Origin of the sequence: Nocardioides sp. B-3, from assembly GCF_024703895.1 — a bacterium.
Taxonomy (GTDB): Bacteria; Actinomycetota; Actinomycetes; order Propionibacteriales; family Nocardioidaceae; genus Nocardioides.
Map to the genome: position 1 here is coordinate 4,252,179 of NZ_CP087968.1, position 12,535 is coordinate 4,264,713.

Here is a 12,535-nt window from a genome sequence, read left to right on the forward strand (position 1 = left end):
CTCCGCACCTTCGGCTACACGGTCTCGCGGAGCCTACTCGCCGCGGCCAGCGGCAGGGCCAGCGGCTCAGGCGGCCGCGGAGGCGGGTTCCCCCGGAAGCGGGCGGGACGGCCGTCGATCCCGAGCAGCCGCCAGACGCGGCGCGAGACCGGGTTCATCAGGCCGATGTCCTCGGTCAGCATCCGGACGTCGGCGAAGAGGTCGCGCAGCACCTTCTCGGACTTCGGTTGCGACCAGTAGACCTCCTTGAACACGTCGTCCGGGAGGCCGATGTCTCGGCGAGCCCGCTTGCTGGGCTTGATGATCTCGTCGCACAGCCAGCGCATGACCACCGGCGTGAGGATCGCGACCAGCTGACGCTCGATCGGTCCGAGCCCGGGCGCGTTGAACGTCAGGAACTGGTGGGCGAAGCCGATGTGGCGGGCCTCCTCGGCGACGTGGATCTGCATGATCCGCTGCAGCAGTGGGTGCATGTCGTCGCCAGCACGCAGCACGGCCTTCTGCATGTGGTCGATCGGCTCCTCCCCGGCGAGCACGCCCATGAAGAACCCGAACGGGACGAGGTTCGCGGCCAGCGGGAGGATCGGCGCCACGCCCCGGAAGAACGCCGAGCCACCGGCGACGTCGGCGCCCGAGCGATTGACGAACTCCCGGAACATCTGCGTGTGGTGACACTCCTCGGTCGCCTCATGGGTGGCGTAGCGGAACACCGCGGAGCCGTTGGGCAGCTTGGCGCAGTAGTTCATGATCCCGCTGATCAGCACCTGCTCGAACTGCAGGCCGACCTTGGTGACGTTGGCTCGGAGGTAGAGCCCGACCCGGATCTGCTCCTCCTCGGGCAGCCCGAGGTACCACTCGTGGGAGCCGAGCACGTGCTCCTTGGGCAGCTTCCAGCGTGGGTCGGTGGGGTCGACCTCGTAGTCGGGGTGGTCCCAGTCGATGTCGGTGAACGCGTCGAAGTGCTGCTCGACCGAAGCCTCCGACAGCGTGCGGAGGGTCTCGTGGAACTCCCGGTGCGTGGTCATGCCTCGAAGTTAGCGTGACGCCATGTCCGTGTAAATGGATACACGCGACATGGCGTCACACTTATTTTCGGGTCTCAGACCTGTTCGCGGGTTGCGACGGCCCGCTGGACCCGCTCGATCGCCTCGGCCACCGGCACGCCGTTGTCCCGGCGGCCGTCGTGGTAGCGGGAAGCTCACCGCACCCGCCTCGACGTCGTCCGCCCCCGCGATCAGCATGAACGGCACCTTCTGCAGCTGGGCGTTGCGGATCTTCTTCTGCATCCGGTCGTCGGAGTCGTCGACCTCGACTCGCAGCCCGACCGCCTTCATCTGCCCGGCGACGTCGTAGAGGTAGTCCGAGAACGTGTCGGCGACCGGGATCGCCTGCACTCGGACCGGCGCGAGCCACGGAGGGAAGGCGCCGGCGTAGTGCTCGACGAGCACGCCGTAGAACCGCTCGAGCGAGCCGAACTTGGCGGAGTGGATCATCACCGGTTGGTGCTTCTGGCCGTCGGCCCCGTTGTACTCGAGCTCGAAGCCGGCTGGCTGGTTGAAGTCGTACTGGATCGTCGACATCTGCCGGGTGCGACCGATCGCGTCGCGGCACTGGACCGAGATCTTCGGGCCGTAGAAGGCCGCGCCACCCGGGTCGGGAACGAGCTCGAGGCCGGTCTCGGTGGCGGCGTCCTCGAGCACCTTGGTCGCGACGGCCCACTGCTCGTCGGAGCCCATGAACTTGTCCTTGGCCGCGTCGCGGGTGGACAGCTCGAGGTAGAAGTCGTCGAGGCCGAAGTCGCGGAGCAGGCCGAGCACGAAGTTGAGGAGGTGCTTGATCTCGTCGGGCGCCTGCTCGGGGGGTGCAGTAGGAGTGGCTGTCGTCCCGGGTCAGGCCGCGCACGCGGGTGAGGCCGTGGATGACGCCGGACTTCTCGTAGCGGTAGACGGTGCCGAACTCGAAGAGCCGCAGGGGCAGCTCGCAGTAGGAACGCCCGCGCGACCTGAAGATCAGGTTGTGCATCGGGGCAGTTCATGGCCTTGAGGTAGTAGTTGGCGCCTTCCATCTCCATCGGCGGGAACATCGTGTCCGCGAAGTAGGGCAGGTGGCCGCTGGTGTGGAAGAGGCCTTCCTTGGTGATGTGCGGGGTGCCGACGTAGTCGAATCCCTCCTCGATGTGGCGCTGGCGGACGTAGTCCTCCATCACCCGCTTGATCACGCCACCCTTGGGGTGGAAGACGACCAGCCCGCTGCCGATCTCGTCGGGGAAGCTGAACAGGTCGAGCTCGCGGCCGAGCTTGCGGTGGTCGCGACGCTCGGCCTCCTCGATCCTGTGGAGGTGCTCGTCGAGCGCCTCCTTCGACTCCCACGCGGTGCCGTACAGGCGCTGGAGCATCTTGTTCTTCTCGTCGCCGCGCCAGTACGCCGCGGCGGACCGCATCAGCTTGAAGGCGGGGATCCGCTTGGTGGTCGGGATGTGCGGGCCCCGGCACAGGTCGGACCACTTGGCCTCGCCGCTGCGACCGATGTTGTCGTAGATGGTGAGCTCGGCTCCCCCGACCTCGACGTTGGCGCCCTCGGTGTCGTCGGCGCCGGCGCCGCCCTTGAGGCCGATCAGCTCGAGCTTGTAGGGCTCCGCCCGGAGCTCGTTGATGGCGTCGGCATCGGTGGTGACCCGGCGCTCGAAGCGCTGGTTCTCCTTGATGATCTTGCGCATCGCGGACTCGATCTTGACGAGGTCCTCGGGGACGAACGGGGTCTCGACGTCGAAGTCGTAGTAGAAGCCGTTCTCCACCGGCGGGCCGATGCCGAGCTTGGCGTCGGGGAAGAGCTGCTGCACGGCCTGTGCCATCACGTGCGCGGTCGAGTGGCGCAGGATGTCGCGCCCATCCTTGGTGGCGATGTGCACGCCCTCGACCTCGTCGCCGTCCTGCAGCTCGTAGGCGAGGTCCTTGAGGTCGCCTCCGACCCGGGCGGCGATGATCTCGCTGTCGTCCTTGAAGAGCTCCCGGGCCTTGGTGCCCGTCGTGACCGTCTGCTCCGCCCGCGCTTCAGCGGTGGCGACGACGATCTTGATCTCGGACACGGGAACTCCTATGGCTGGACTGTCTGGGTGGAACGGACGGGGTCGATGCTATCGGCCGCTCCGTCTGGAATTCTTCCGGTTATGCCGAAGCGCACCCCGGTCCTGATGCGGCACGCCAAGTCCGACTGGTCGGGCGACGAGCCCGACCTCCTGCGCCCGATCGGGGCGCGAGGTCGCCGGCAGGCGGCGGAGGCCGGCCGGTGGCTCTCGTCTCACCTCCCTGCGCTGGACGTCGTCGTCACGTCGCCCGCGAAGCGCGCCCGCTCGACGTGGAAGGTGGCGGGTGCGGCGTACTCCGGGAAGCCGGTCGTCGACACCGACGAGCGCATCTACACGATGGACGACGCCGACCTGCTCGCCGTCCTCCGCGAGATCGACGACGACATCTCGTCCACGCTCATGGTCGGCCACAACCCCGGCCTCGACGAGCTGGTCGCGCGACTGACCGGTGAGCAGGTCGACATGGTGACCTCGTCGCTCGCGGTGATGCGCTTGCGCGGTCGGTGGCGAGACCTCGCCAAGGGGTCGTGCGTGCTCGAGAACTTCGGCCGCCCGCCGGGCTGATCGCTGTGCCATGCTGGCGTGCGAGATGGACACCAATCCCGCCCACAAGACCTGCTCGTTCTGCGGACTGCAGGGCACGGCCGACACCCTGTTCGCGGGTGGGCTCGGCGCGATGATGTGCTCGGACTGCGTGTCCGCCTTCCACATGGAGTTCAGCTCGGAGGAGGGCCGGCAGTCGATCTCGCTTCGCTCGAGGCCCCGGATGCCTTGGGACGAGATGTCGGACACCGAGCTCCTGTCCAAGCTGCCGAAGATCGCCGCGACGGCGACGCAGGTCAGCTCGTTCCTCGGCGAATGGGTGCAGCTCGCACGCGAACGCGGACTCTCGTGGACCGAGATCGGACAGGCCCCGGGTGTGTCCCGCCGGGCCGCCCGGGAACGATTCACCAAGACCAAGCCACCCGAGGCCAACGCGTCGGCGTGAACCGGCAGGGAGTGTGCGTCAGGCCCACCCCCGTGAAACCTGACGCACAGTCCCCCATGCCGTGTTGGCGGGCACAGCGTACGTCAAGGGTGCCCTGACAGCCACCGACACGCGTCGATCGAGGTCGTCTCAGTTCCAACCGTCACCCCTCGACACTGTGTGACCTCCACCACCATGCTCCGCGGACCTACTACACATGGAGGACACACCCCCGATGCGTCACAGTCCCCTGCGTCACACCCCCGCAGTGCTCGTGGCCGGTGCCACGGCACTCGTCGCGTTCACCACTCCGGGCGCCCGGGCCGCCGGGCCCGCCGCCCAGACCGCCGACCACTACGTCGCCCTCGGCGACTCGTATTCCGCCGGCAACGGCGCCTTCTCGACCAACCTCGACGTCGGCTGCAACAGGAACACCTATGCCTACCCCTACCTCGTCTCTCAGCAGCGCCCCAACACGGCTCTGACCTTTGTCGCGTGCGGCGGTGCCACCACGACCGACGTGAACAACAACCAGCTCAGTGCGCTGACCTCGTCGACCAAGTTCGTCACCATCACCATCGGCGGCAACGACATCGGCTTCGTCAACCTGCTGGTGAGCTGCTGGTCCTACAACGACGACGCCATGTGCCAGTCCGCCGCCGACACGGCCAACGGCAAGATCGCCAACCAGCTGGGAGCCGCACTGGACGGCACCTACGCCCGGATCAAGGCGGCGTCACCGACCGCGACCGTCGTCGTCCTCGGCTACCCCAACCCCCCGGGCAGCAACCTGACGTGCGCAGCGGCCGACGGCATCAGCACCGCCAACCGCACGTCCATCGGCTCCGTGGTCAACAACCCGGAGTCCAAGATCGGCGACCGAGCCGCCGCCGCCGGGTTCACCTACAAGTCGGCGATCGCCCCCGTTCAGCGGCCACGACGTGTGCGCCACCGACCCGTGGGTCAACGGCAAGTCTCGGTCGCTGGCTGACGCCTACCACCCCTCGCGCAACGGCTACGCCAACGGTTACACCCCGCTCGTGCGCTCCGTGATCGGCTGATCGAGACCGCTCATCCGGGCTGGAACCGTCGCCGGGTCGTCGGACGTTGCGCGGGACGTCCGACGATCCGGTCGCCGTACGACGGCGCTGACTCATCGCCGTACGCCCTGATGAAGTTCCACTCCTACGAGTGGAAATGCAGGAGGGCCTCGGCCCGGCCACGCTCAGGCCGTGCTGAACTTCCACTCGTCGGAGTGGAAGTTCAGCGGGTACGGCGCCGCGTTCGCCGCCCCGGCTCGAGGGCGTCGCTCCTCGTCGGACGTTGCGCGGGACGTCCGACGATCCGGTCGCCCCGGCAGCCACCTCGTCGGACGTCCCGGTGAGACGTCGTGCTCAGCGAGGCACGAGCTCGCCGGTCTGCACCCGCCACAGTGCGGCGTAAACGCCGTCGAGCGCGAGCAGGTCGTCGTGGGTGCCACCCTCGATGACCCGGCCGGCGTCGAGCACCCAGATCCGGTGGGCGTGCCGGACGGTCGAGAGCCGGTGGGCGACGACGAGCGCGGTGCACTGGGCGGTGGCCCGTCGCAGTGAGCGCTGGATCGCGGCCTCGGTCTCGTTGTCGACGGCACTGGTCGCCTCGTCGAGCACGAGGACGGCCGGGTCGCGGAGCAGCGCGCGGGCGAGGGCGAGCCGCTGGCGCTGGCCGCCGGAGAGGGTGACGCCTCGCTCCCCCACCCACGCGTCGAGGCCGTCGGGCAGGGCGTCGATGAACTCCAGTGCGGCCGCAGCTTCGGCCGCCGCGGTGATCTGCGAGCGAGTCGCGTCCGGGCCGGCCGTAGGCGATGTTGTCGGCGATCGAGCCGGCGAACATGAAGACGTCCCCGGGCGACGTAGCCCATCGACCCGCGCAGCGAGTCCCAGTCGAGGTCGCGGACGTCCTGCCCGTCGAAGAGGACCTGTCCCGACCGCGGGTCGTCGAAGCGCAGCACTAGGCGGAGCAGCGAGGACTTGCCCGAGCCTGTGGCGCCGACGATCGCGTGCGTCTCGCCGGCGGGGACGACCAGTGTCGATGTCGTGGAGCACGTCCGGCCCGTCGCCGTACCCCGAGCGCACCCCGCGAAGCTCGATCCGGCCCGCGACCGGTCGCGACAGGGCGGTGACGCCAGCGGGGACGGTGACGGGCTCCTCGAGGAGTCCGAGGATGCGGCTCGCGGAGGCGCGGCCGCGCTGGTAGAGGTCGAGCACCTCGGCCACGTCGGTCAGCGGCCAGAGCAGGCGTTGGGTCATGAAGACGAGCACGGAGTAGAGGCCGACCTCCAGCTCGCCGCGCAGCGTCGCCCAGCCGCCGAGCAGCAGCGTGCAGGTGAAGCCGGCGAGGATCGCCATCCGCACCAGCGGCACGAAGGCGGCCGACGATCGGATGGCCGCGGTGTTGGCGTCGCGATAGGCCTGCGACACGGCCGACACCCGGTCGCGCTCACGGTTCTCCGCGGTGAAGGCCTTGATCGTGGCGATGCCCGCGAGGTTGGCGCTGAGGGTGCCGGACAGGTCGGCGACGGCTCCGCGCACACGGACGTAGAGCGGCTCGAGCCGCTTCTGGAAGACCAGCGACCCGATGACGATGAGCGGGATCGGCAGGAACGCCAGCACCAGCAGCTGCCCGGACGCGACCGCGAAGACGCCGCCGACGAGCAGCACGTTGAGCGCCGTCTGCAGGATCGCGGGGGCGCCGATGTCGAGGAACCGCTCGAGCTGGTTCACGTCGTCGTTCAGCGTGGCCAGCGTCGAGCCGGCCGGTCGCGCCTCGTGCCAGCCCGGGTCGAGGTGCTGGACGTGGTCGTAGGCCTCGACCCGCAGGTCGTGCTCGACGCCCTGCGCCGGGCCTCGCCACAACACGCTGGCGACATACTCCGAACCGGACTCGATGATCCAGATGACGACGTTGATGGCCGCGATCCAGCCGAGCTGGGCATAGCGCGACTCGACGCCGAGGAGCTCGCCGACGAACGAGGCGTCGCCGCGGCACGACGACGTCGACCGCCGCTCCGATCAGCAGCTCGGGCGCGACGTCGGCGACCTTGTTGACCGTCGAGGCGACCACGGCGCCGATGAAGCGGGCGCGGTAGGTGCGGTAGCGCTGCCAGAGGGCGCGCAGTGGTTGATCGGCGTCGTGCGGAGTGCTCACCGGAGAACCGTAGGTCGCGACACCTACGTCCCGTAGACCGGCTCCGGCTCGGTCGCCTCGTCGATCAGGGCGCGGATCGCGGAGCCGACGTTGCCGGCGTCCCAGCGCCGACCGGCGTCGTTGTGGGGCCCGTGCCGCCAGCCGTCCTCGAGACAGATGCGCCCGCCCTCGATCTCGATCACGCGACCGGTCACGTCGGCGGCGTCCGTGGAGGCGAGCCACGCCACGATCGGTGAGTTGTTGGCCGGGTCCATCGCGTCGAAGGAGTCCGCGGAGCCCGCCATCATGTCGGGGAACGCGTCCACGGTCATCCGGGTGCGGGCCACCGGCGCGATGGCGTTGACCGTGGCGCCGTACCTCCCGAGCTCGGCGGCGGCGACGAGCGTCAGACCGGCGATGCCGGCCTTCGCCGCGGAGTAGGTCGCCCGGCCGATGCTGCCCCGGAGGCCGGCGCCCGACGACGTGTTGATCACGCGGGCCCGGCGCTGACGGCCCTCCTTGGCCTCGGTCCGCCAGTATGCGGCCGCGTGCCGCATCGGGGCGAAGTGGCCCTTGAGGTGGACGCGGATCACCGCGTCCCACTCCTCCTCGCTGGTGTTGACCAGCATCCGGTCGCGCACGAAGCCGGCGTTGTTGACGAGGATGTCGAGCCCGCCGAAGGTGTCGATCGCCTGCTGCACCATGGCCGCGGCCTGCTCGAAGTCGGCCACGTCGGCGCCGTTGGCGACGGCCTCGCCGCCCATCGCGACAATCTCCGCCACGACCTCGTCGGCCGGGGAGTCCTGCTTCTCCCCGCCAGCGAGACACCGAAGTCGTTGACGACGACCTTGGCGCCCTGACGGGCCAGCTCAAGAGCATGCTCGCGGCCGATGCCACGACCCGCTCCGGTGACGATGGCGATGCGATTGTGGAGAAGCATGTTGTTCCTTTCGGTCCTTGGTTTCGACACGGCGCTGGCGCGCCTGCTCAACCGGCGGACTTCATGACGTGGGTGAAGATCGGGGGTTCGCCGCCGCCGTGGCAGGCCACGGTGGCGCCGGAGACGTAGGACGCGAGGTCCGAGCCGAGGAAGAGCGCCGGGCTGCCGACCTCGTCCGGTCGCGCCATCCGGCCGAGCGGGATGGTGCGCTCGATCGCGGCGACGGACTCGTCGTCGCCGTAGTGCTCGCCGGTGAGCTCGGTCCGGCACAGGCCGACGTTGATCGCGTTGACGCGCACCTTGGGCGCCCACTCCATCGCGAGGGAGGTGGTGAGCGAGTCGAGGCCGGCCTTCGCGGCGCCGTACACCGCGGTGCCGGGCGACGGGCGCAGGGCGCTGATGGAGGAGATGTTGACGATCGCGCCGCCGTGCTCCCGGGCCCTGCATGACGGCGTTGGCCGCCTGCATGGCCACGAGCGGACCCGTGAGGTTGAGGCCGAGGATCTTGTCGTGGAAGCGCGGGGACGCGTCCGCGGCCGGGGCGCACGGCGCACCGCCGGCGTTGTTCACGAGGACGTCGAGTCGCCCGTGCTCGGCGACCACGGCGTCGACGGTCGAGTGGACCGACTCGGGATCGCGCACGTCGCACTGCAGGTGGGACGTCCCGGGCTCGAGCACCTCCACCGCGGAGCGGGGCGACCGTCACGACGTGCGCGCCGGCTGCGACGTAGGCGCGGGTGATGCCGAGCCCGATGCCCCGTGAGCCACCGGTGACGAGCACGACGCGACCGGAGAGGTCGATCGACACAGACATGGGAGTCCTTCCAGGACGAGATCCGCGGAGCGCTTGAACCAAGCAAGTGCTAGGCTACCAAGCAAATGCTTGGTTTGTAACCCGGAAGGCTCCTCATGGGCATCTCGTCACACCTCAGCACCGACGGCATCCACGTCATCACCGTCGACTGTCCCCCGGTCAATGCGCTCACCGTGCAGGGCTGGTTCGAGCTCGCCGATTCACTCGACGAGGCAAGCGCAGATCCCGCGACGAAGGTGGTGATCCTGCGAGCCGAAGGCCGGGGCTGGAACGCCGGCGTCGACATCAAGGAGATGCAGAACACCGAGGGCTTCGACGCCCTGATCGGCGCCAACAAGGGCTGCTTCGCCGCGTTCAAGGCGGTCTACGAGTGCTCGGTGCCCGTGATCGCCGCGGTGCACGGCTTCTGCCTCGGCGGCGGCGTCGGCCCGGTCGGCAACGCGGACATCGTGGTCGCCAGCGACGACGCCTACTTCGGCGTGCCGGAGGTCAAGCAGGGCGCGCTCGGCGCGGCCACGCACCTCGCGCGCCCGGGTCCCCCAGCACCTGATGCGCACGCTCTACTTCACGGCCCGCACGATCAAGGCCAGCGACCCGGTGCAGCACGGCTCGGTCTACGAGGTGGTCCCCCGCGACCGGCTCGACGACGCAGCTCTCGCGCTCGCGGCCGACATTGCCGACAAGGACACCCGCGTCATCCGGGCCGCCAAGGAGGCGCTCAACGGGATCGACCCGATCGACGTCAACAAGAGCTATCGCTTCGAGCAGGGCTTCACGATGGAGCTGAACCTGATGGGCGTGAGCGACGAACTGCGAGACCGGTTCGTAGGGGGCAAGGCATGAAGCCACGCGACAAGCAGATGACCATCGACGAGGTCGTCGGCCGCCTCAGGAGCGGCATGACCATCGGCATCGGCGGCTGGGGCCCGCGGCGCAAGCCGATGGCACTGGTGCGGGCGATCCTGCGCTCCGACCTGACCGACCTGACGATCGTGTCGTGGGGCGGCGCCGACGTCGGCCTGCTCGCCGACGCCGGCAAGATCAAGCGCCTCGTCTACGCCTTCGTCTCCCTCGACTCGATCCCCATCGAGCCGCTCTTCGCGAAGGCCCGCCGAGATGCGACCATCCCGGAGATCTGCGAGTGGGACGAGGGGATGTTCTTCACCGGCCTGAAGGCCGCGTCCGAGCGGCTCCCGTTCCTGCCGATGCGCGCCGGGCTGGGGTCTGACGTGCTCGTCAACAACCCGTCGATCAGGACGATCCGGAGTCCGTACGCCGATGGCGGCACCTTCGTCGCCGTACCAGCCTTGAAGCTGGATGCCGCGCTCGTGCACCTGAACAGGGCAGACGTGCACGGCAACGCGACCTACCTCGGACCGGACCCGTTCTTCGACGACCTCTTCGCGATGGCCGCCGACGAGGTCTTCGTGTCCTGCGAGCAGATCGTGGACACGGCCGGGCTCACCGTCGACACCCCGGTGCAACGGCTGCTGCTCAGCCGGATGATGGTGACCGGCGTGGTCGAGACGCCGAACGGCGCGCACTTCACGAACTGCACGCCCGACTACGAGCGGGACGAGAAGTTCCAGAGGCACTACGCCACGAGCGCGGCCGATCCGGACGCGTGGACCGGCTTCAAGGAGCGGTTCCTGTCCGGCGACGAGGCCGCCTACCAAGCCGCGGTCGCGGCCTTCGGGGAGGAAGCATGACGTTCACGCGTGCAGAGGTCTGCGCGGCCGCGGTGGCCGACGCGTTCAAGGACGACGGCGAGGTCTTCGGCTCCCCCATGGGCATCATGCCGATGCTCGGTGTGCGGCTGGCCAAGCTGACCTCCAACCCCGACCTCGGTGATCTCCGACGGCGAGTCGCTCTTCCTCGCCGGCGTCCCGCCACTGTTCGCCAAGGCAGACGTCGTCGAGGGCTGGATCCCGTTCCGCCGCGTCTTCGACGTGGTCGCCCACGGCAAGCGGCACGTGATGATGGGCGCCACCCAGATCGACCGGCACGGCAACCAGAACATCTCCGCGATCGGCGACTTCGCCCAGCCGAAGCGCCAGCTGCTCGGCAGCCGCGGCGCCCCCGGCAACACCGTGAACAACCGCACGTCCTACTGGGTGCCCAAGCACTCACCGCGGGTCTTCGTCGAGCACGTCGACGTCGTCACCGGTGTCGGGCCCAAGCGGGCTCGCGAGGCCGGCGCCGCGGCGTACAACGACATCCACCGGATCGTCACCAACCTCGGCGTCTTCGACGTCGGCGGGCCCGATGACACGGTGCGACTGCTGTCCGTCCACCCCGGCGTGAGCGTCGAGGGAGATCCGGGCAGCGAGCGGCTTCGAGGTCGCTGTGTTGGATTCAGGGGCGGGCGACGGCGAGGTCGCGACCACCCGCGAGCCCTCCCCCGGCGAGCTCATGCTGATCCGCGAGATGCTCGACCCGCGCGGCCTCCGCGACAAGGAGGTGCCCGCGTGATCGCGCAGGTGCTGAAGACCCCGCTCACCGAGCTCACCGGCGTGCGTCACCCGGTCGTGCAGACCGGCATGGGCTGGGTCGCCGGACCCCGGCTCGTCAGCGGCACCGCCAACGCCGGCGGTCTCGGCATCCTCGCCAGCGCGACCATGACGATCGCCCAGCTCGAGGCCGCGATCATCGAGGTCAAGGGCCGCACGGACGCGCCGTTCGGCGTCAACCTGCGCGCCGACGCAGCCGATGCTCCGGCCCGTTGCGACCTGCTCATCTCGTACGGCGTGAAGGTGGCCAGCTTCGCGCTGGCCCCCAAGCCCGGGCTGATCGCAAAGCTCAAGGAGCATGACATCGTCGTCATCCCGAGCGTCGGGCTGCCCAAGCACGCGGTCAAGGTCGCGAGCTGGGGCGCCGACGCGGTGATGATCCGGGGCGGCGAGGGCGGCGGCCACACCGGCAGCGTGCCCACGTCCCTGCTGCTGCCGACCGTGCTCGACGCCGTGGACATCCCGGTGATCGCGGCGGGCGGCTACTACGACGGTCGCGGGCTCGCTGCTGCACTGGCGTACAGCGCCGCCGGCATCGGGATGGGCACGCGGTTCCTGCTCACGGCGGACAGCGCCGTACCCGAGGCAGTGAAGCGCCTCTATCTCGAGCACGACCTCAACGGCACCGTCGTGACCGACAAGGTCGACGGCATGCCGCACCGGATGCTGCGGACGGCGCTGGTCGAGGAGATTGAGGAGTCGTCGCGACTCAAGCGGCTAACCCCGACGTTCAGGCGCACGCTGGAGTTCAAGCGCGACTCCGGGATGTCGTGGCGCGAGCTCGCCGTCGACGGCCGCGCGATGCGCAAGGCACAGGGCCGATCACTGGCACAGATGACGCTGGCCGCCAACACCCCGACGATGCTGAAGGCCGGACTGGTCGACGGCGACACCGGCGCGGGCGTGCTCGCGGCCGGTCAGGTCGTGGGTGTGCTGGACGACCTGCCGACCTGCGAGGAGCTCATCGAGAGGATCGTCCTCGGTGCCGCGGCTGCACTGAGGTCTGCCGGGTCCGCGCTGGTGTGAGCCGGCCATAACCTCGGAGCCGGGTCGA

9 protein-coding genes and 7 pseudogenes are annotated in these 12,535 nt (G+C 69.4%); 7 read left to right on the top strand and 9 right to left on the bottom strand.

What is annotated here, in order from left to right:
• Positions 1-14: 14 nt before the first annotated feature.
• Both LP418_RS28155 and thrS read right to left on the bottom strand, forming a co-directional pair.
• Positions 15-1,025 carry an AurF N-oxygenase family protein gene (locus LP418_RS28155; protein WP_257954529.1) on the bottom strand — a complete coding sequence of 337 codons (1,011 nt, stop codon included), beginning with the start codon at positions 1,023-1,025 and terminating at the stop codon, positions 15-17.
• A gap of 74 nt (positions 1,026-1,099) precedes the next feature.
• Positions 1,100-3,097 (bottom strand): annotated as a pseudogene (thrS, locus tag LP418_RS28160) (threonine--tRNA ligase).
• Between the two features lie 93 nt (positions 3,098-3,190).
• Here thrS and LP418_RS28165 point away from each other — a divergent pair.
• The 3 genes from LP418_RS28165 to LP418_RS28175 all read left to right on the top strand — a co-directional run bounded on the left by LP418_RS28165 (position 3,191) and on the right by LP418_RS28175 (position 5,043).
• Positions 3,191-3,649, top strand: coding sequence for a SixA phosphatase family protein (locus LP418_RS28165; RefSeq protein WP_257954530.1), 459 nt, complete (start codon positions 3,191-3,193; stop codon positions 3,647-3,649).
• Positions 3,650-3,674: 25 nt separating this feature from the next.
• Complete coding sequence (locus LP418_RS28170; protein ID WP_257954531.1) at positions 3,675-4,073, top strand: ClpX C4-type zinc finger protein; 399 nt, start codon at positions 3,675-3,677, stop codon at positions 4,071-4,073.
• Positions 4,074-4,287: 214 nt separating this feature from the next.
• Positions 4,288-5,043, top strand: coding sequence for an SGNH/GDSL hydrolase family protein (locus LP418_RS28175; protein WP_257954532.1), 756 nt, complete (start codon positions 4,288-4,290; stop codon positions 5,041-5,043).
• Positions 5,044-5,446: 403 nt separating this feature from the next.
• Here LP418_RS28175 and LP418_RS28180 read toward each other — a convergent pair whose 3' ends face one another.
• The 7 genes and pseudogenes from LP418_RS28180 to LP418_RS28210 form a co-directional block, all read right to left on the bottom strand.
• Positions 5,447-5,788, bottom strand: coding sequence for an ATP-binding cassette domain-containing protein (locus LP418_RS28180; RefSeq protein WP_257957218.1), 342 nt, complete (start codon positions 5,786-5,788; stop codon positions 5,447-5,449).
• 182 nt (positions 5,789-5,970) lie between these two features.
• Positions 5,971-6,219, bottom strand: a pseudogene (locus LP418_RS31855) (ATP-binding cassette domain-containing protein); the annotation flags it as partial.
• 166 nt (positions 6,220-6,385) lie between these two features.
• Positions 6,386-7,009 (bottom strand): annotated as a pseudogene (locus LP418_RS28190) (ABC transporter transmembrane domain-containing protein); the annotation flags it as partial.
• A 252-nt stretch (positions 7,010-7,261) separates the two neighbouring features.
• The gene (locus LP418_RS28195) at positions 7,262-7,999 is read right to left on the bottom strand and encodes an SDR family oxidoreductase (RefSeq protein WP_257954533.1); all 738 of its coding nucleotides are present in this window, start codon (positions 7,997-7,999) and stop codon (positions 7,262-7,264) included.
• A gap of 92 nt (positions 8,000-8,091) precedes the next feature.
• Positions 8,092-8,157, bottom strand: a pseudogene (locus LP418_RS28200) (hypothetical protein); the annotation flags it as partial.
• A gap of 47 nt (positions 8,158-8,204) precedes the next feature.
• Positions 8,205-8,711 carry an SDR family oxidoreductase gene (locus LP418_RS28205; protein WP_257954534.1) on the bottom strand — a complete coding sequence of 169 codons (507 nt, stop codon included), beginning with the start codon at positions 8,709-8,711 and terminating at the stop codon, positions 8,205-8,207.
• Positions 8,650-8,841, bottom strand: a pseudogene (locus LP418_RS28210) (SDR family oxidoreductase); the annotation flags it as partial. The gene LP418_RS28205 and the pseudogene LP418_RS28210, both read right to left, overlap by 62 nt.
• 225 nt (positions 8,842-9,066) lie before the next feature.
• On the opposite strand from LP418_RS28210, the pseudogene LP418_RS28215 reads away from it, so the two are divergent.
• The 4 genes and pseudogenes from LP418_RS28215 to LP418_RS28230 all read left to right on the top strand — a co-directional run.
• Positions 9,067-9,426 (top strand): annotated as a pseudogene (locus LP418_RS28215) (enoyl-CoA hydratase-related protein); the annotation flags it as partial.
• Between the two features lie 94 nt (positions 9,427-9,520).
• Positions 9,521-9,814, top strand: a complete 294-nt coding sequence (locus LP418_RS28220; protein ID WP_257957219.1) for an enoyl-CoA hydratase-related protein — start codon at positions 9,521-9,523, stop codon at positions 9,812-9,814.
• A gap of 29 nt (positions 9,815-9,843) precedes the next feature.
• A pseudogene (locus LP418_RS28225) lies at positions 9,844-10,680 on the top strand (CoA transferase subunit A); the annotation flags it as partial.
• Between the two features lie 138 nt (positions 10,681-10,818).
• Positions 10,819-12,507, top strand: coding sequence for a nitronate monooxygenase (locus tag LP418_RS28230; RefSeq protein WP_257954535.1), 1,689 nt, complete (start codon positions 10,819-10,821; stop codon positions 12,505-12,507).
• Positions 12,508-12,535: the final 28 nt, after the last annotated feature.